Below are 17401 nucleotides of genomic sequence, written 5' to 3'. Positions count from 1 at the left end.
CGGGAACGCAGCCGACAGCTTAGGGCGGGGCAGGAACCCGCCAGTAGCGGGTCATGGGTGCGCAAGATCAGTCATGGACCTGCAACGCTCCGCTCCCCTAGCGTCGGATCACCCATCCACGCTTGGGGGGAGGCGCGCGTGGTCTACTCCGACAACTCCGGTCGCCGCATCCGTCGGCGCATCAAGCGCCGCAGGCAACCGGCCGGCAGCAAGCCCGACGAGGCCAAAACCCGGTACATCCGCCAGATTGCTGAGGAAAACCCGAGATTCACGCCCGAAGAGGTGTACCAGTACATCTACTACAACCGGGGCCGCCACGACATTTCCAAAGACATGGTGCGCAGGGTCCTCGGCATGCCTCGCCCTAAATTCCCGTTGTGGCCGTTCGGCCGACGATGATGGCCTGGAAGCCCTACGGCTTCCCGAATGGAGCGGCAGACGCTCGCGACCCGGGTATGGATGTCACTGCACCCGGGTAGGTCGGGGCGAGCAGTGCCTGACGTGCGGCGAAAGCCGCTGACAGCCTGTTCCGATCTTCTGCTACGGGGCTGTCAGTTGTTTGTCGGGTTCACTGGCCAGACCGCACTACTGCCCAGCACCGCGAGCGCCGAGACGAAAGGGCCCGAGAGCCGACATTCCGGGACGGTCCAGTGCCTCGTACTGGACATGATCACGCTAGGCTCGCGCCAGGCGTCCGGCCGGTTGGTCACGCGTTGGCCACGTTGGTCACGGAGTATGTGTATCGCCGCAGTTCAGGGCCCTGAAACCGAAGCAACGGCCGGGGCCGCCACCCCCCACAGGAGAGGCCCCGACCGTCGCTCTGAGGGCCGCTGGGCGACCCGTACTCTCTACAGCGTCGTGGGTGCGTTTTCTGTCACACCTCGGGCGCGTTCTGTCCTCACCCGGTGCTCACCCTGCGCATACCCGCACCCGGTCACGAGTTAGTTGCATCTTCTACAGACATGGACGGGGCGCGGTTTCACGCCGTAACGTGCCATTCGCGCCGACCAGAAGACAGGCGTAAAGGGAGTGCGGTGCTGGGGGACGACGCGGAGCTGACCGCCGCGGTGCGTGCGGCACAGGACGGTGACGAGAGCGCGTTCCGCGCGGTGTACCGCGCGGTGCACCCACGGCTGCTCGGGTACGTGCGCACGCTCGTCGGCGATCCCGACGCCGAGGACGTGGCCTCCGAGGCATGGCTGCAGATCGCCCGCGACCTCGACCGGTTCAGCGGTGACGCCGACCGGTTCCGCGGCTGGGCCGCCCGGATCGCCCGCAACCGTGCCCTGGACCACATCCGGATGCGCGGCCGCCGCCCCGCGATCGGCGGCGACGAGGCCGAACTGACCGGCCGCGCCGCCGAGTCCGACACCGCGGGCGAGGCCATCGAGGCGCTCACCACCGGCAGCACGCTCTCCCTCATCGCCCGGCTCCCGCAGGACCAGGCCGAGGCGGTCGTCCTGCGCGTGGTGGTCGGCCTCGATGCCAAGACCGCCGCCGAGACCCTCGGCAAACGCGCCGGCGCCGTCCGCACCGCCGCGCACCGCGGCCTGAAACGGCTCGCCGAACTGCTCGGCGACGACGCGGAGACGGCGGGCGTCCTCGACGCGCTGCCACCCCAGCGGGACCCCGAGCAGACACCCCGGCCGGGATCGGGACGAGCGGCCCGGCAGGACCCCGAGCGAGAACCGCGTGCCCGCGCGGTGACGTCCGCCACTGTGACGCATACGCGCGCGCGGACGCAGAAGGACATGTGATGGCCGACGAGCAGGACACGTGGCTCAACCCGGCGACGGCGGAACGCCTGTTGGACGGGGAGCCCCTGGAAGCCGTCGACCCCGCCACCCGTGACCAGGCCGAGCGCCTCGGCCGGGTGCTCGACGCGCTGTCCGCGCAGGCCGCCCCGGCCGCCTTCGAACTCCCCGGTGAGCAGGCCGCCCTGGCCGCGTTCCGCAAGGCCCGCGAGGCCGCCGCCGACGAGCGCACGGCCGCGCTCGCCGCGACCGCTCCCGACCACCGGACCGGCACCGGCCCGCACGGACCCGGCGCGGGCACCCGCGGCCATGACGCGGGGCTCGTCCGCATCGGCGCCCCCACCCGGACCGGCGCCGCCGCCCGCCGCCCCCGCTGGGGCCGCCCGGTACGGCTCGCGCTGGCCGCCGTGGTGGCCGTCGGCACCCTCGGCGGGGTCGCCATGGCCGCCGGGGGAGTGCTGCCCACGCCGTTCGACGTGGGGAAACCAGGTCCCGCCGTCACCACCACCGCGGACAACTCCGCCCGTCCGCCCGCCTCGGCCACCCCGCAGGCGTCCGGCAGCCTCAAGGTGCCCGGCGGCGGCGTGGACCCGGGCCCGGGTCCGGGCCCGGGCGACGGCTCCGCCTCCGCCGGTGCGACGGACGGCCGTACGGCTCCGAGCACCCGCCCCGGCACCTCCGCCTCCCCGGGCGGCGGCGGCCGCTGGGACAGTGCCGTCACCGCCTGCCGCGACCTGCGCTCCGGCGGACTGAACACCGACCGCCGACGCACCCTGGAGAACCTCGCGGGCGGCTCCGCCCGGCTCGGCCAGTACTGCAAGCTCCTGCTGGCCGCGACCGATCACTTCACCGGCAACCCCACCCAGGGCAGGGGCCGCGACTTCGGCGGCCGGGGCTCGGACCAGGGCCGCGGCCAGGGTCAGGGCCAGGGCAGGGGTTCCGGCCGGGGCGGTGAGGGAAAGGGCGGCGACGACGAGAGCCACCCCGGCACGGGCCATGGCAAGGGCCGGGGCAAGGGGCACGGCGGCGACCCCTTCGGCAAGGCGCGCCTCCGGCACCACGGCCCGGGCGCACCGGGCCCCGCGCCGACGCACGCCCCCGGACACACCCCGCCGCACGCCCCCGGACACACCCCGTCGCACGCTCCCGGGCACACCCCGCCGCACACCCCGCGCGGCCACGGCCGGACCGTGTCCGTGTCCGCCACCGCCCCCCGGCCGGCTTCCGGCACCCCCGCCGCTGATCGATCTTGATCGCCAGTACCCCTCTGACCTGGCATTTTCAGAAGTCGCGAAAGTTTTTCCGCACAGGGTGTGACACTTTCGGCTCCCTCGACGCAGTACTGAGTGAGCCGACTGGTCATCGGCCGTAGCACTGAGCCGGGGTTCCCCCCGTACCCACGGCTCGTGCACCTGGCGCGGGCGGGACACGTTCCCCCGGTCCCGCCCGCGCCCCAGCTCAGCCGCCCGGCCTCACCGGTACACCACGACCTTGTCGCCCACCCGCACGTGCGCGAACACCTGGGCGATCGCCGCCTCGTCCCGCACGTTCACGCAGCCGTGCGAGCCCCCGGCATAACCGCGCGCCGCGAAGTCGTACGAGTAGTGCACCGCCTCACCGCCGCTGAAGAACATCGCGTACGGCATCGGCGAGCCGTACAGGGTCGACACCTGGTGGCGGGACTTCCGGTACACGGGGAAGGCGCCCTCGCGGGTCGGGCTGCGCCGGGTGCCGAAGCGCACGGCCATCTCGGAGACGGTCCGCCCGTCGACCATCCAGCGCAGCGTCCGGCTGGTCTCGCTGACGCACAGCACCCGCCCGGTCAGACACCGCGGATCGGGCGCGGCGGCGGGCTGGCCGCCCATCAGATACAGCTCCCACTCGCCCGGCGGACGGGTCATCGCCACCAGCCGCCGCCAGGTCGCGGCGTCCGTGACCCCGGTGACCGGCAGCCCGCGCTTGCCCTGGAAGCCCCGTACGCCCCGCTCGGTGAGATCGTCGTACGAACCCGTGGGCCCGTCGAACAGCCAGTCCAGCTGCCGCAGCCGCGCCTGGAGTTCCCGCACGCCCGGTCCGCTGTCGCCCGGCCGCCACGGCGCCCCCGGGCCCACCGCGGACACCGGGCCCCCGCCCGGCGGCCGGCCGTCCGCGCCCAGCGGCCGCACGGTGCAGCCGCAGAGCGCGGCGAGGGCGGCGAGCACTCCGAGCCCGGCGAGGGTCCTGCCCCTGGTCCTCATCCCCGGATGCTTCCCCACGTGACCCCCGCCGAACGACGAGGCATGGTGAGGAGGTACGGAACGTACTGCGGAGGCATCCATGGCGCGTGAGTCGGAGTCGGGCCTGCCGATCGAGCCGGTCTACGGGCCGGACGCGCTGACCGGCTGGGACCCGGCCGAGCGTCTCGGGGAGCCGGGGTCGTACCCCTTCACCCGCGGGGTCTACCCGAGCATGTACACCGGCCGCCCCTGGACGATGCGCCAGTACGCCGGTTTCGGCACGGCGGCGGAGTCCAACGCCCGCTACCGGGAGCTGATCGCCCACGGCACCACCGGACTGTCCGTCGCCTTCGACCTGCCCACCCAGATGGGCCACGACTCCGACGCGCCCCTCGCGCACGGCGAGGTCGGCAAGGTCGGCGTGGCGATCGACTCGATCGAGGACATGCGGGTGCTGTTCGACGGTATCCCGCTGGACCGGGTCTCCACCTCCATGACGATCAACGCCCCGGCCGCCCTCCTGCTGCTCCTGTACCAGCTGGTGGCGGAGGAACAGGGCGTCCCGGCCGGCCGGCTGACCGGCACGATCCAGAACGACGTGCTCAAGGAGTACATCGCCCGCGGCACCTACATCTTCCCGCCCCGGCCCTCGCTGCGGCTGACGGCGGACATCTTCCGCTACTGCGCCGCCGAGATCCCCGGTGGAACACCATCTCCATCTCCGGCTACCACATGGCCGAGGCGGGCGCGTCGCCCGTGCAGGAGATCGCCTTCACCCTCGCCGACGGCATCGAGTACGTGCGCACGGCGGTCGCGGCCGGGATGGGCGTGGACGACTTCGCGCCGCGCCTGTCCTTCTTCTTCGTGGCCCGTACGACGTTCCTGGAGGAGGTCGCCAAGTTCCGCGCCGCGCGCCGGATCTGGGCGCGGGTGATGCGGGAGGAGTTCGGCGCGAAGGACCCCAGGTCGCTGATGCTGCGCTTCCACACCCAGACCGCCGGGGTCCAGCTCACCGCGCAGCAGCCGCAGGTGAACCTGGTCCGGGTCGCCGTCCAGGCCCTCGGCGCGGTCCTCGGCGGCACCCAGTCCCTGCACACCAACTCCTTCGACGAGGCGATCGCGCTGCCCACCGCCGCCTCCGCGCGGCTCGCCCTGCGCACCCAGCAGGTGCTGGCGTACGAGACGGACGTGACCGCGACCGTGGACCCCTTCGCCGGGTCCTACGCGGTGGAGCGGATGACCGACGACATCGAGGCGGCGGCCGTCGGACTGATGGCCCGCGTCGAGGAGATGGGCGGCGCGGAGGCGGCGATCGAGCGGGGTTTCCAGAAGGCCGAGATCGAGCGCGACGCCTACCGCGTGGCCCAGGAGACCGACTCGGGGGAACGGGTGGTCGTCGGTGTCAACCGGTTCCGGCTGGACGAGGAGGAGCCGTACGAGCCGCTGCGCGTGGACCCGGCCATCGAGGCCCGCCAGTGCGCACGCCTCGCAGCCCTGCGCGCCGGCCGCGACCGGGGCGCGGTCGACGCCGCCCTGACCGCCCTGAAGAAGGCCGCCGGGGGCGAGGAGAACGTCCTGTACCCGATGAAGGAGGCGCTGCGGGCGCGGGCCACGGTGGGCGAGGTGTGCGGGGCGCTGCGGGAGGTGTGGGGGAGGTATGTGCCGACCGACGCCTTCTGAGCGGGCGCCCGCGTCGGCCGTCCGAGCTTCCACCCCGGCCCCGACCCGTTGTCGTACCCCCGTGCGACACTCCTTCCCATGTTCGGTGTCATCCATCTCCCCACCTATCTCGCGGGTGTGGCCCTGATCGTGCTGCTTCCCGGGCCCAACTCGCTCTACGTCCTGTCCGTCGCCGCCCGCCGCGGGGTGCGGGCCGGGTACACCGCGGCCGCCGGGGTGTTCTGCGGGGACACCGTGCTCATGACCCTGTCCGCCGCCGGGGTCGCCTCGCTGCTCCAGGCCAACGCGCTGCTGTTCGGGATCGTGAAGTACGCCGGAGCCGGCTATCTGACCTGGCTGGCGTTCGGCATGCTGCGCTCCGCCCGGCAGCTGTGGCGGACCCGGCGGGAGCGGGCGGTGGAGGAGACGGCCGCGGGCGCGGCCGGCGCGGCCGAGGAGCGCCCCTACCGGCGCGCCTTCGTGGTCAGCCTCTTCAACCCGAAGGCGATCCTGTTCTTCGTCGCCTTCTTCGTGCAGTTCGTGGACCCGGGCTATGCCTACCCGGCCCTCTCCTTCGTCGTGCTCGGGGTCTTCGCCCAGATAGCCAGCCTGCTCTACCTGAGCGCGCTGATATTCGGCGGCACCCGGCTCGCCGACGCCTTCCGGCGCCGCAAGCGCCTGTCCGCGACGGCCACTTCGGCGGCCGGCGCGCTCTTCCTCGGGTTCGCGGTGAAGCTGTCGCTGGCCTCGTAGCCCGGCCCCCGGGGCCCGGCGGGGGCGGGGTTCAGCGGACGCCGACGCCGTCGAGGTAGGCCGCCAGGTCCTCCGTCGCCGACTCGCCCGCCCAGCCGACGTAGCCGTCGGGGCGGACGAGGAAGACGCCGGGGCCGTACGACTCGGGGGCGGTCGGCAGGGTCCGTACGCCCGCGCGCGGGGGAGCGGTCGCGCCCAGCAGGGTCCAGTGCGGGCCCCGGAAGAGGTCGAAGAGGCGCCCGCCGGGCACCTCGGCGTCGGGTGCCCGGTCGCCCGCGCGCACCGGCCCCGGCTCGGTCCGGGTCTCGGTGCTGAGCGACGACTCCCAGTAGCCGACGCCGAGTTGGACGGTGGCCCGGCCCCGCTGGACCTCGCCGCGGTGCACACCGGTGGACAGCTCCAGCATGGCCGCGGCGTTCGCCCGCCGCTCCTCCTCGTACGTCTCCAGCAGGGACTCGGGGGCGTCCCCCGTCAGGACGGCCGCCAGCTTCCAGCCGAGGTTGTAGGCGTCCTGGACGCTGGTGTTCAGGCCCTGTCCGCCGGCCGGCGAGTGCACATGCGCGGCGTCGCCCGCGAGGAAGACCCGGCCCACCCGGAACCGGTCCGCGAGCGCCGCCCGGGGCCGGAACTCCGAGGCCCAGCGCACCTCGGCCACGTCCTCGGCGGCCAGGTGGGTGTACCGGGCGACCAGCTCGCGCACGCCGTCCTCGGTCACGTCCGGCTCCGAGCCCTCCGGCAGCCGCGCGGCCAGCTGGAACTCCTCGGTGCCGGCCAGCGGGCACAGCCCGAGGACGCTGCCGTCCGCCGCCGGGAAGGCGTGCCAGTACACCCGGTCCAGGCCCCGCACCCGCAGATCGGCCACCACGAACGGCGCCGGGTCGACGGTCTCGCCGGTCATGCCGACGCCGAGGGCCCGCCGGATGACCGAGCGTCCGCCGTCGGCCGCCACCACATGGCGCGCGCGGACCGTCGTACCGTCGGCGAAGGTCACGTCCACGCCGTCCGCGTCCTGTGTCAGGCCCGTGACCTCGCGGCCGAAGGCGACCTTGCCGCCCAGTTCGGCGAGGCGGGCGTACAGGATCTCCTGGGTGCGCCACTGCGGGATCATCCGCGGCGCGGGGTAGGGGGTGCCCGCGTCCGGCTCGAACCGCTCGAACATGGACTCCTCGCCGACCCGCTCGCCGTCCCGCCACACCATCCGGTCCGGGTAGGGCCCGCTCGACGCGAGGACCGCGTCGATGACGCCCAGATCGTCGAAGACCTCCTGGGTGCGGGGCTGGATCCCCTTGCCGCGCGAACCCGGGAACAGGGCGTCCTCGCGCTCCACGAGCCGGGCCGCGACCCCGCGCCGGGCGAGGTCGATGCCGAGGGCGAGGCCGGTGGGGCCCGCGCCCACGATCAGGACATCGGTCGTATCCATGGCCATATCTCCTTAACGCCGTTAAGTGTCATCGCTCATGAGCGTGCCCTTAACGCTGTTAAGCTGTCAAGTGTGAGTGCGGAACGACGATCGCCCCTGGACCGTGCGCGGGTCGCCGACACGGCGCTGCGGCTGCTGAACGAGGTCGGCCTCGACGGGCTGAGCCTGCGTGCCATCGCGAAGGAGCTGGACGTCAAGGCGCCCGCCCTGTACTGGCACTTCAAGGACAAACAGGCGCTGCTGGACGAGATGGCGACGCAGATGTTCCGGCGGATGGGGGCCGGTGCGGGGCTCGACCCCGCCGACACCTGGCGGGAGCGCCTGCTGAAGGTCAACCGCGGCCTGCGCGCCGCGCTGCTCGGCTACCGCGACGGCGCCAAGGTCTTCAGCGGCTCACGCTTCACCGGCACCGACCACGGCCCCGCCCTGGAGGCGAACCTCCGCCTGCTGACGGACGCCGGGCTGACCCTCGCCCAGGCCGTCGACGCGGGCCGCACGGTCCACGCCTACACCATCGGCTTCGTCACCGAGGAGCAGGGCATGCGCCCGCTCCCGGGTGACGAGAAGGCCCGCACCGACATCGCCGACCGCGCCCGCCGCCTGTCCGACTACCCCCTCGCGGCGGCGGCCGGCGAACTCCTCTTCGACGACTACGACCGCCAGTTCGAAGAAGGTCTGGCGGTCGTGATCGCGGGCGTCGGGGCGCGGTACGGGATCGCGTCCTAGGCGCCGGAGAGGTTCCGGGTCTTCAGGGCCCGCCTGAGCCGGGGGCCGAACGGTTTCTCCACGAAGCGGTGGATGAGCCAGGCCAGGGCCAGCATGGCCAGGACGGTCACCCCGAGGGTCGCCGCCGAGGGGAGTCCGAGGAAGCGGTGCAGGACCCGGATCGCGAACCAGCCCAGGTGCTCGTGGACCAGGTAGAAGGGGTAGGTCAGCGCGCCGGCCGTGGTCAGCCGGCGCCAGGACGCCCAGCGGGTCCAGCCCACGGCGACCGCGGCGACGACGGCGAAGGAGAGGGTGACGATCAGGACGACCACATAGGGGTCGCGGTGCAGATCGGAGTGGCCGGCGCGGTGCCACAGGCCCCGCGTGGCCTCGCTCTGGCCGAGCAGCAGGGACACCGCGACGATGCCCCACAGCAGCAGGTCGCCGCCGAAGCGGTGGATCAGATAGAGCGCGAGACCGCCGATGAAGAAGGGCGCGTACTCGGGCATGAGGACCTGGTCGGTCAGCGCGTTGCCGGTGGTGCGGCAGAGCACCAGCGCCAGGGTCCACACGGAGCAGAAGAGCACCACCCGGCGGTAGGTCACCCCCCGCACCACCACGAACAGGGCGAACAGCGCGTAGAAGCGGACCTCGGCCCACAGCGTCCAGCACACCCCGAGCACCCGGGTGGCGCCCATCGGCTGCTGGAGCATCGTCAGATTGACCAGGAACTCGTCCAGCCGGACCGGCGCGATGACGGCCGGCAGGACGAGGGACGCCCCGGTGACCAGGACCAGCGCCACCCAGTAGGCGGGGTAGAGCCGGGAGACCCGGGAGCGGAAGAAGTCCCCCAGGGTGCGGCCCCAGCTGCTCATACAGATCACGAAGCCGCTGATCACGAAGAAGAGCTGCACCCCGAAACAGCCGTAGACGGCCGCCCGGGACAGGGTCGGGAAGACCACGAACGGGCTCTGGTGCCAGGACTCGGAGATCGTGCCGCCGCGCCCGGTGTAGTGGTAGAGGCAGACCATCAGCGCGGCCACCAGCCGCAGCCCGTCGAGGGCGAGGAGGCGGCTGCCGCGTCCGGTGGGCGCGGGCGCGGCGGTCCCCTCCGGCGTGGGTATCGGGACGTCGTCGAGGGCGGGGGAGGAGGTGGTCATCCGCTCAGCTCCGTACCGTCCTGCGCAGGCTGCGCGCCTTCTTCGCCACCCTGCGCACGGTGGCGTTGCGCGGGATGAACGCCAGCTGCGCGGGAATCCCGCCGGGCAGCGCCAGCGAGGTGAGCCGGCGGCGCTTGAAGTAACGGGACGTCCGCGGGCCGAAGTTCGCCGCGAGCCACGCCTCCGCCTCGGCGCGCAGCCTCGGCAGGATCTTCGGCTGCATCGCGAAGCCCACCGCCCGCACCAGCGCGCCCAGCCGCTCCGCGTCCATGCCCGGGCGCCGCGCGGTGACCGCGGCCCCGTCCGCCAGATCGGGCAGCAGCGCGTCCACGACGGTCACCGGAATCCGGTTGCTGTTCTCGTACGGCGCGAGCCGCTCCAGCAGCAGCTCCGTGCCCACCCGGGCGACCGGCAGGCCGTAGAGCGCGGAGGCCGTCAGCAGGGCCGTGGAGAAGCAGCCCACGACCAGCGCGGGACGCATCCGCTGGTACAGCACCTCGGCGAGCACCGGGGTGTCCACGACGGTCAGTTCGACACCGAGCCGCTCCGCCTCCTGCTCCAGCGAGCGGGTGTAGCGGGCCAGCGCGGTGGGGTGCGGCTTGAACACGACGGTGGTGTGGCCCAGTTCGGCGGCGCCCTTCAGCATCCGCACATGCAGGTCCTCCTCCTGCTCGGCGGTGAGGATGTCCAGCGCCGACAGGTACTGCCCGAGCAGCAGCGCGGGCTCCTCGACGGTCGGCAACTCCTCGGCCACCGGCGCGAGTTCCGCGAGCACCTTGGTGAAGGCGGAGGTCGGCACCAGTTCGCCGGGCACCCCGAACTCGGTCAGCAGCAGCGGGGCGAGGCCCGGCACCAGGTCCAGGTGGAGCACCCGGTCGACCCGGGTGCCGACCAGCGGGTCGATCTTGTTGCGGGTCGGGCCGTAGGACATCAGGCCGTCGGCGTAGACCGTGACCGGCGCGCCGTTGAAGATCTGCCCGAGCGCCAGCGCCGGGTTGACCTGGATCGACTCCACAGCCAACTCGACGTCCTCGGCGCCCAGTTCCCACTCGTGGCGCAGGAAGCGTTCCCACAGCGGCATGTCGTCGACCCGGGGGGCCCAGCCGCCCGGGTGGAACGGGAAGATCGTCTCGTTGTACGAGATCACGTCGTCGAACCGGTCGCGCAGCCGCTCGAACCCGGGCATCTCGTCCGGGCCCGGAGCGGTCTCGGGCGTCGCCGCGTTGTTGCAGACCAGCAGGATCCGCCGGTCGGCGGAGTCGAAGCAGCCGGAGTCCAGGGCGGCGGCGAGGGTGGCGATGCCGTACAGCGTGGACGCCTGGAAGATCTGGGTGGTCACGCGGCGGCTCCCGCGGCGGCGGGGCGGCGGCGCAGCCGGCGCAGCTTGGTGGCGCGCAGCAGGTCCATGGAGTCCAGCGCCTCCTCCAGCACGTCCTGCGGCATGCGGCGCAGTGCGGCGGCACTCAGGGATTTCAGTTTTTTCGCCACCGCAGGCTCGAACCTTTCGATGGATCCCAGATGATGGGAAATGATGGCGCAATAGGTACGGACCGCCTTCGGCAGCAGTGCGTCCGCGTCCCGGTCCTTCGCGGTTTCCGCGATCACCTGGTCGAATGCCCGGATGAAATCGAGCTGGCGCACATCGCCGATCTGGGTGAGTGAGGAGGCGACCCCGCGCCGGTAGAACACGCCGAGCAGGCTCACCGCGGCGAATGATTCCGCCTCCCGGTGCAGCTTCCAGATCCACGGCCGGTCCTCGGCCGTGCGCAGCCCGTCGGTGAAGTGCAGCAGGCCCTGGTCGACCAGTCTGCGGTGGTAGGCGCCCGCCCAGGCGAACGCGTAGTCCACCGAGGTGGAGCGGTCCGCGGGCAGGATCGCCTCCCGCGGGCTGAGCACCTGGCCCCGCCGGCCGACCGGCACACGCTGCACCTGGCGGGCCCGCGCGGTGCACTGCACATGGTCGGTGCGGATGAAATCGACGCCCAACTCCTCGATGGCGCAGACCAGTTGGGAGAAGTAGCCGGGGGCGAGCCAGTCGTCGCCGTCCAGGAACGTCAGATACTCGCCGCGCGCGCGGTCGATACCGGTGTTGCGCGCGGTCGCCAGACCTCCGTTCTGCTCGTGCCGGACGAGGACCGCTCCGGGCAGCTCGCGCTCCGCGCGCGCGAGAATCTGGGGCGTCCCGTCGCGGGAACAGTCGTCGACGAGAATGAATTCGAAGTCCTCACGCGCGTTCGCCTTCAGGCTCCTGAGCGTGTCGGGTGCGTATTGCTGCACGTTGTAGAACGGCACGATGACGGAGAGCTTGACCACGTCAGGGACGTTAGGGGGGATGCCCGTCATTCGTCTTGACGCCTTGCTTGATACTGGGTGAATGGCACGTGGCGAAGCTGTGAACCGGGCCTTTTCCGGGGCCCGCCGCGAGCCGATTCGTCATTCGGCGATGTGCTGTTAACCGTTTGTTGCATTCGGGTTGGGCGGAACGGCGGAATGGCTTCCTAGCGTCTTGGACGTGCCAGCAAGTGCTACGAAGTCCCTGCGGGTCGCCGTCCTCGCGGACTCCGACACCCGATGGAAGTGGGGCGCGCTCACCGCGCGGCGACTCACTCCGGCGGCTGCCGAGGTCCGGCTCGACGGCTACCTCCTGCGCGGACGAGCCACCCCGACCGCCCGCCAGCTCCAGGAGGTCGGCGTCCGCGCCGACTCCCTCAGCGAGGTCACCGGCGTCGAGTTCCTGCACGCGATGAGCCAGGAGCCGTACGACGTACTGGTGGTGGCGCTCGTCGGCGGCGGAGTGCAGGCCATGCTGCACGGCCTGCGAGGCGCGTGGGGCACCGGCCCCCGGCCCGTCGTCGTCACCGGCTACGTCGGCGTCGTCTACGAGAAGCTCGCCGACGGCCTGCTGCTGCGGCACGGCGCCGACCTGGTCCTCGCCAACTCCCGCCACGACGCGGACCGGTTCCGCGCCGTGTACGAGGGGGTCGGCGCGGACGCCGGCTCGGTCACCGAGGTCGCGCTGCCCTTCCTCGGTGGGGCGCCGTACACCGGTGAACACGAGCCGTACACCGTGGTGTTCGCGGCCCAGCCGTCGGTCCCGGACAACCGCCGCGACCGCGCCTACCTCCTCGACCGCCTCATCCGGCACGCCCGCACGCACCCCGAGCGGGAGGTGCTGCTCAAACTGCGCTCCAAGCCCGGCGAACACACCACCCACATCGAGGAGCTGCCCTACCAGAAGCTGGTCCAGGGCAAGGACGTACCCGACAACTTCCGCCTGGTGTACGGCCACATGGGCGAGGTCCTCGACCGCACCGACCTGCTGGTCACGGTCAGCTCCACGGCCGCCCTGGAGGCCCTGCACCGCCGGGTCCCCACGGTCGTGCTGACCGACCTCGGGGTGCGTGAGGCGCTCGGCAACCACCACTTCACCGGCTCCGGCTGCCTCGCCTCCTGGGACCAGCTGGACGCCGGGCACCGGCCCGCCCCCGACGCGGAGTGGGTGGCCCGCCAGGGGGTCGCCGCCGAGGGCTCGTACGAGACCGCCTTCGACGCGGCCCGCGAGCGCATCACCACGCTGCTCGGCCGCCCCGGCGGCCTGCCGCCCCTGACCCCCTACTACACCCCCGAGACCGCGCCCGGCTATCTGCCCGGCATCCTCGCCCGCCACCACCTCGGCCCCGACGGCGCCCCGCTGCCCGGCGCGCCCACCGCCGACAAGGCGCCGGGGCCCGTGCGCCAGATCGTGCGCCGGGCCGCGCGCGGCGCCTACCGGCACGGCGTCCAGCGGGTCGCCCCGGTGATCCGGCGGATGGGGGAGCTGTGACCTCTCAAGGAGATCGGATGTCCCACCCGCAAGCGAGCCAGGGCGCGACGGTGCGCCGGGTGCTCGCGGTGATCCCCGCCCGCGGCGGCTCCAAGGGCGTGCCCGCGAAGAACCTCGCCCCGGTCGGCGGCGTCCCGCTGGTGGCCCGCGCCGTGCGCGAGTGCCGCGCCACCCGTCTGGTGACCGATGTCGTGGTCTCCACCGACGACCAGGCCATCGCCGCCGCCGCCCGCGCGGCGGGCGCCGAGGTGGTGCTCCGCCCGGCCGCCATCGCCGGGGACACCGCCACCTCCGAGGCCGCCGTGCGGCACGCCATGGACGCCCACGAGGCACTGCACGGCGCGGCCGTCGACGTCGTCCTCCTCGTGCAGTGCACCAGCCCCTTCATCGTCCGCGAGGACATCGACGGGGTGGCCGGCGCGGTGGTGGAGAACGGCGCCGACACCGCGGTGACGGTGGCCCCCTTCCACGGCTTCGTCTGGCGCGAGAGCGACACGGAAGGCGGGAGCGGCACGGGAGGCGAGCGGGGCACGGGAGGCGAGCGCGGCACCGCGGGCGAGGGCGGCGTCGGGGTGAACCACGACAAGTCGTACCGCCCCCGCCGCCAGGACCGCCCCCAGGACTTCCTGGAGACCGGCGCCGCGTACGCGATGGACGCGGCCGGCTTCCGCGCGCACGGGCACCGCTTCTTCGGCCGCACCGAACTGGTGCGCACCGACCCCGCGCGGGTCCTGGAGATCGACGACCCGCACGACCTCGCGCGCGCCCGCGCCCTGGCCCCCTCTTCGACGCGGACCGCCCCGGTTCGCTCCCCACGGCCGACGACATCGACGCGGTCGTACTCGACTTCGACGGCACCCAGACCGACGACCGGGTGCTGATCGACTCCGACGGACGGGAACTCGTCTCCGTGCACCGCGGGGACGGACTCGGCATCGCCGCGCTGCGCAGGAGCGGCCTGCGGATGCTGATCCTGTCCACGGAACAGAACCCTGTGGTCGCCGCCCGCGCCCGGAAGCTGAAGCTCCCCGTGCTGCACGGCATCGACCGCAAGGACCTCGCCCTCAAGCAGTGGTGCGAGGAGCAGGGCATCGCGCCGGAGCGCGTGCTCTACGTCGGCAACGACGTCAACGACCTCCCGTGCTTCGCCCTCGTGGGCTGGCCCGTGGCGGTCGCGAGCGCTCACGACGTCGTACGCGGCGCCGCACGCGCGGTCACCGGCCTGCCCGGCGGCGACGGCGCGATCCGAGAGATCGCCAGCTGGATCCTCGGCCCCTCTCTCGATTCCCTCCCCAAGTAAGGACCCCCTGATGAGCACCAACTCCCGTCTGCGTACGTTCGGTTCGCGCGAGGTCGGCCCCGGTCGTCCCGTCTACATCTGCGGCGAGATCGGCATCAACCACAACGGTGAGCTGGAGAACGCCTTCAAGCTGATCGACGTCGCCGCCGAGGCCGGCTGCGACGCCGTCAAGTTCCAGAAGCGCACCCCCGAGATCTGCACCCCGCGCGACCAGTGGGACATCGAGCGCGACACCCCCTGGGGCCGGATGACCTACATCGACTACCGCCACCGCGTGGAGTTCGGCGAGGACGAGTACCGCCGGATCGACGCGTACTGCAAGGAGAAGGGGATCGACTGGTTCGCCTCCCCGTGGGACACCGAGGCCGTCGCCTTCCTGGAGAAGTTCGACGTCCCCGCCCACAAGGTGGCGAGCGCCTCCCTGACCGACGACGAGCTGCTGCGCGCCCTGCGCGGCACCGGCCGCTCCGTCATCCTCTCCACCGGCATGTCCACCCCGAAGCAGATCCGCCACGCGGTCGAGGTCCTCGGCTCGGACAACATCCTGATGTGCCACGCCACCTCCACCTACCCGGCGAAGGCCGAGGAGCTGAACCTCCGCGTGATCAACACGCTGGAGAAGGAGTTCCCGAACGTCCCGATCGGCTACTCCGGCCACGAGACGGGCCTGCAGACCACGCTGGCCGCCGTCGCCCTCGGCGCCACCTTCGTCGAGCGCCACATCACCCTCGACCGCGCCATGTGGGGCTCCGACCAGGCCGCCTCCGTCGAGCCCCAGGGCCTGACCCGCCTGGTGCGCGACATCCGCACCATCGAGTCCTCCCTCGGCGACGGCGTCAAGAAGGTCTACGACTCCGAGCTCGGCCCGATGAAGAAGCTGCGCCGCCACGCCGGTGTCGTCGCCGAGGCGGAGATCGCGGCCGCCGCCGGCGAGCCGGTCACGGTGTGAATCCAGGTCACTGACGACGGGACGGTCGCACCCCGATGAGCCCCCGCACCGGCCGCACCGGCCACCCCACCCGCACGCTCGCCTTCGTGGAGAGCCCGGTCCAGCTGCTCAACGTGCTGGAGTGGGCGCATCTGCACGGGCTGCGCGGCGCGGACGCCCGTCCGGTACCGGGTGGGAGCGCCCGGCCGGGGGCGGGGCGCCGGGGGGTGCGACCGCCCCGCCGGACCCCGGCCCACCGGCCTCCGACGGGCCACCGGCACCGGGACCATCCCAGGGACCGGCACCATCCCAGGGACCGGCACCGGCGCGGGACCAGACACCGGCGTCCGTACCGGCCTCCGGCCCGCTCTCCTCCGTCCCCGCGCAGGTGCGGCGGACGGTTGCCGGGGCCACCGCCGTCCCGGCCGACGCCGATCTCACGGTCGTCGTCCTCGCCCCGACCGACCCCATGACCCGGGGCCAGCTGCGCCGCATGGCCGATCTGGCCCGGGACGAGGGGCACCGGGTGCGCTGGGAGGAGGCCCGCGGCGGCCCGACCGCGCCCTTCGCCACCATCGGCGGCCTCAGCGGCCTGCTGCGCCGCGCCGACCGCGTGGTCATGGGCGACCCCTTCTCCCGCTACGTCCAGCTGCTGCTGACCATCACCCGGGCGCGCGACCTGGTGGTGGTGGACGACGGCACCGCGACGATGGAGTTCGTCGCCCAACTCGCCCGCGGTGAACGCCTGGTGCGCTGGCACCGCAAGGGAGGCCGCCCCGGCCCCCGCGATCTGCTCTTCGCGCCGGTGTCCTCCTCGGCCCGCCGCCGGCTGACGCCCAGCGCGCGCCGCCGGGTGGAGGTCTTCTCCTCGATGCCGGTGCGCGAGACCCCCGAGGGCGTCACGGTCACGGCCAACGACTTCTCCTGGACCCGGGCCCGCTTCGGGCCGCCGCGGATCACCAGGAGCGCCGACATGGTGGGCACGTCCCTGGTGGAGACGGGCGTGGTCGACGGCGATGCCTATCTGGAGGCCGTCCGCACCCTGGCCAAGGCGCACGGCACCACCCGCTACTTCGCCCACCGCCGTGAGAGCACGGAGAAACTCCACCGCCTGGCCAGGGAGACCGGCCTGGAGATCGTCCGCCCGGACCTGCCCCTGGAGCTGATCGCCCGCCGCGGCCCCATCGGCCGTACGATCCTCAGCTTCCCCTCCACCGTCGTCCACACCCTCCCGCTGGCCCTGGCCGGCACCGGTGTCCGCGTCGCCGTGTGCGACATCGACCCGGCCTGGCTGACGGAGAACGCCTCCCCCCGCGCCCAGGGCTTCCTGTCGGGCGTGACGGGAACGGCCCGCGACGTCCACCGGCTGACATCGGTGAGCCTCGCGTAGCCCGCTCAGGGTGAGAGCTCGTTCAGAACCCCTACCCACCGCCCCGCCGCCTCACGGCCGCCTGGCCAGGATGAACGTCCGTGCCCTGCTCTCCCCCCCCCACGGGCTCCCGACACACGGGCGCGGCCAGCACCGGACCCGGTGACTCCTGTGCCCGCGGGAAGTCCTCGCTCGTCTCGGGCCCGGCTCGCGACCCTAGTGGCTGCGGGCCGAGTGGAGGTCCGGTTCGTGGACATGGCGAGCGTGACCCGGCCACGGCGTGGTATGCGTGGAAGAAGAAAAAAGTGGTTTTA

The 17401-nt window shown here is 72.8% G+C and carries 13 protein-coding genes and 2 pseudogenes; 10 read left to right on the top strand and 5 right to left on the bottom strand.

The genetic code is table 11. The features are described 5' to 3' along the window. Window positions 1-138 precede the first annotated feature (138 nt). The 3 genes from GHR20_RS14220 to GHR20_RS14210 all read left to right on the top strand — a co-directional run bounded on the left by GHR20_RS14220 (window position 139) and on the right by GHR20_RS14210 (window position 3007). Window positions 139-399, top strand: coding sequence for a hypothetical protein (locus tag GHR20_RS14220; RefSeq protein ID WP_153813379.1), 261 nt, complete (start codon window positions 139-141; stop codon window positions 397-399). A gap of 635 nt (window positions 400-1034) precedes the next feature. Beyond that, complete coding sequence (locus GHR20_RS14215) at window positions 1035-1757, top strand: RNA polymerase sigma factor (RefSeq protein WP_148026633.1); 723 nt, start codon at window positions 1035-1037, stop codon at window positions 1755-1757. Further along, window positions 1757-3007 carry a hypothetical protein gene (locus GHR20_RS14210; RefSeq protein ID WP_194858881.1) on the top strand — a complete coding sequence of 417 codons (1251 nt, stop codon included), beginning with the start codon at window positions 1757-1759 and terminating at the stop codon, window positions 3005-3007. Before GHR20_RS14215 ends, GHR20_RS14210 begins: the two co-directional genes overlap by 1 nt. Window positions 3008-3226: 219 nt before the next feature. On the opposite strand, the gene GHR20_RS14205 is transcribed toward GHR20_RS14210, so the two are convergent. After that, the gene (locus GHR20_RS14205) at window positions 3227-3991 is read right to left on the bottom strand and encodes a L,D-transpeptidase family protein (RefSeq protein ID WP_153813378.1); all 765 of its coding nucleotides are present in this window, start codon (window positions 3989-3991) and stop codon (window positions 3227-3229) included. Between the two features lie 79 nt (window positions 3992-4070). On the opposite strand from GHR20_RS14205, the pseudogene GHR20_RS14200 reads away from it, so the two are divergent. Next, window positions 4071-5650: pseudogene (locus GHR20_RS14200) on the top strand (methylmalonyl-CoA mutase family protein). A gap of 78 nt (window positions 5651-5728) precedes the next feature. Then, window positions 5729-6382: a leucine efflux protein LeuE gene (leuE, locus tag GHR20_RS14195; RefSeq protein WP_111586684.1), complete on the top strand. Its 654-nt coding sequence runs from the start codon at window positions 5729-5731 to the stop codon at window positions 6380-6382. A gap of 31 nt (window positions 6383-6413) precedes the next feature. Here leuE and GHR20_RS14190 read toward each other — a convergent pair whose 3' ends face one another. Further along, entirely contained in the window at window positions 6414-7802 is a 1389-nt protein-coding gene (locus GHR20_RS14190; protein WP_153813377.1) for an FAD-dependent monooxygenase, read from the bottom strand. 72 nt (window positions 7803-7874) lie between these two features. Between GHR20_RS14190 and GHR20_RS14185 the strand changes: the two genes are divergently transcribed. Next, window positions 7875-8528, top strand: coding sequence for a TetR/AcrR family transcriptional regulator C-terminal domain-containing protein (locus GHR20_RS14185; RefSeq protein ID WP_153813376.1), 654 nt, complete (start codon window positions 7875-7877; stop codon window positions 8526-8528). Here the strand turns inward: GHR20_RS14185 and GHR20_RS14180 are convergent. The 3 genes from GHR20_RS14180 to GHR20_RS14170 are packed head-to-tail and all read right to left on the bottom strand — an operon-like array spanning window position 8525 to window position 11980. Next, window positions 8525-9667, bottom strand: coding sequence for an acyltransferase (locus GHR20_RS14180; RefSeq protein WP_153813375.1), 1143 nt, complete (start codon window positions 9665-9667; stop codon window positions 8525-8527). The genes GHR20_RS14185 and GHR20_RS14180 overlap by 4 nt on opposite strands. A gap of 4 nt (window positions 9668-9671) precedes the next feature. Next, window positions 9672-11006: a polysialyltransferase family glycosyltransferase gene (locus tag GHR20_RS14175; protein WP_153813374.1), complete on the bottom strand. Its 1335-nt coding sequence runs from the start codon at window positions 11004-11006 to the stop codon at window positions 9672-9674. Then, window positions 11003-11980: a glycosyltransferase family 2 protein gene (locus GHR20_RS14170; RefSeq protein WP_153813373.1), complete on the bottom strand. Its 978-nt coding sequence runs from the start codon at window positions 11978-11980 to the stop codon at window positions 11003-11005. Before GHR20_RS14170 ends, GHR20_RS14175 begins: the two co-directional genes overlap by 4 nt. A 199-nt stretch (window positions 11981-12179) precedes the next feature. Between GHR20_RS14170 and GHR20_RS14165 the strand changes: the two genes are divergently transcribed. The 4 genes and pseudogenes from GHR20_RS14165 (at window position 12180) to GHR20_RS14150 (ending at window position 17108) form a co-directional block, all read left to right on the top strand. Continuing rightward, a complete protein-coding gene (locus tag GHR20_RS14165; protein WP_153813372.1) occupies window positions 12180-13490 on the top strand; it encodes a DUF6716 putative glycosyltransferase in 1311 nt (436 codons plus the stop codon). Between the two features lie 17 nt (window positions 13491-13507). Next, a pseudogene (locus tag GHR20_RS14160) lies at window positions 13508-14790 on the top strand (N-acylneuraminate cytidylyltransferase). 10 nt (window positions 14791-14800) lie between these two features. Then, window positions 14801-15739, top strand: a complete 939-nt coding sequence (locus GHR20_RS14155; protein WP_153813371.1) for an N-acetylneuraminate synthase family protein — start codon at window positions 14801-14803, stop codon at window positions 15737-15739. Between the two features lie 367 nt (window positions 15740-16106). Further along, entirely contained in the window at window positions 16107-17108 is a 1002-nt protein-coding gene (locus tag GHR20_RS14150; RefSeq protein ID WP_243878022.1) for a hypothetical protein, read from the top strand. Window positions 17109-17401: the final 293 nt, after the last annotated feature.

Origin of the sequence: Streptomyces sp. SUK 48 (assembly GCF_009650765.1) — a bacterium.
Classification (GTDB): Bacteria; Actinomycetota; Actinomycetes; order Streptomycetales; family Streptomycetaceae; genus Streptomyces.
The sequence above is the reverse complement of the archived record's forward strand: the minus strand, read 5'-3'. Positions and strand labels throughout refer to the sequence as shown.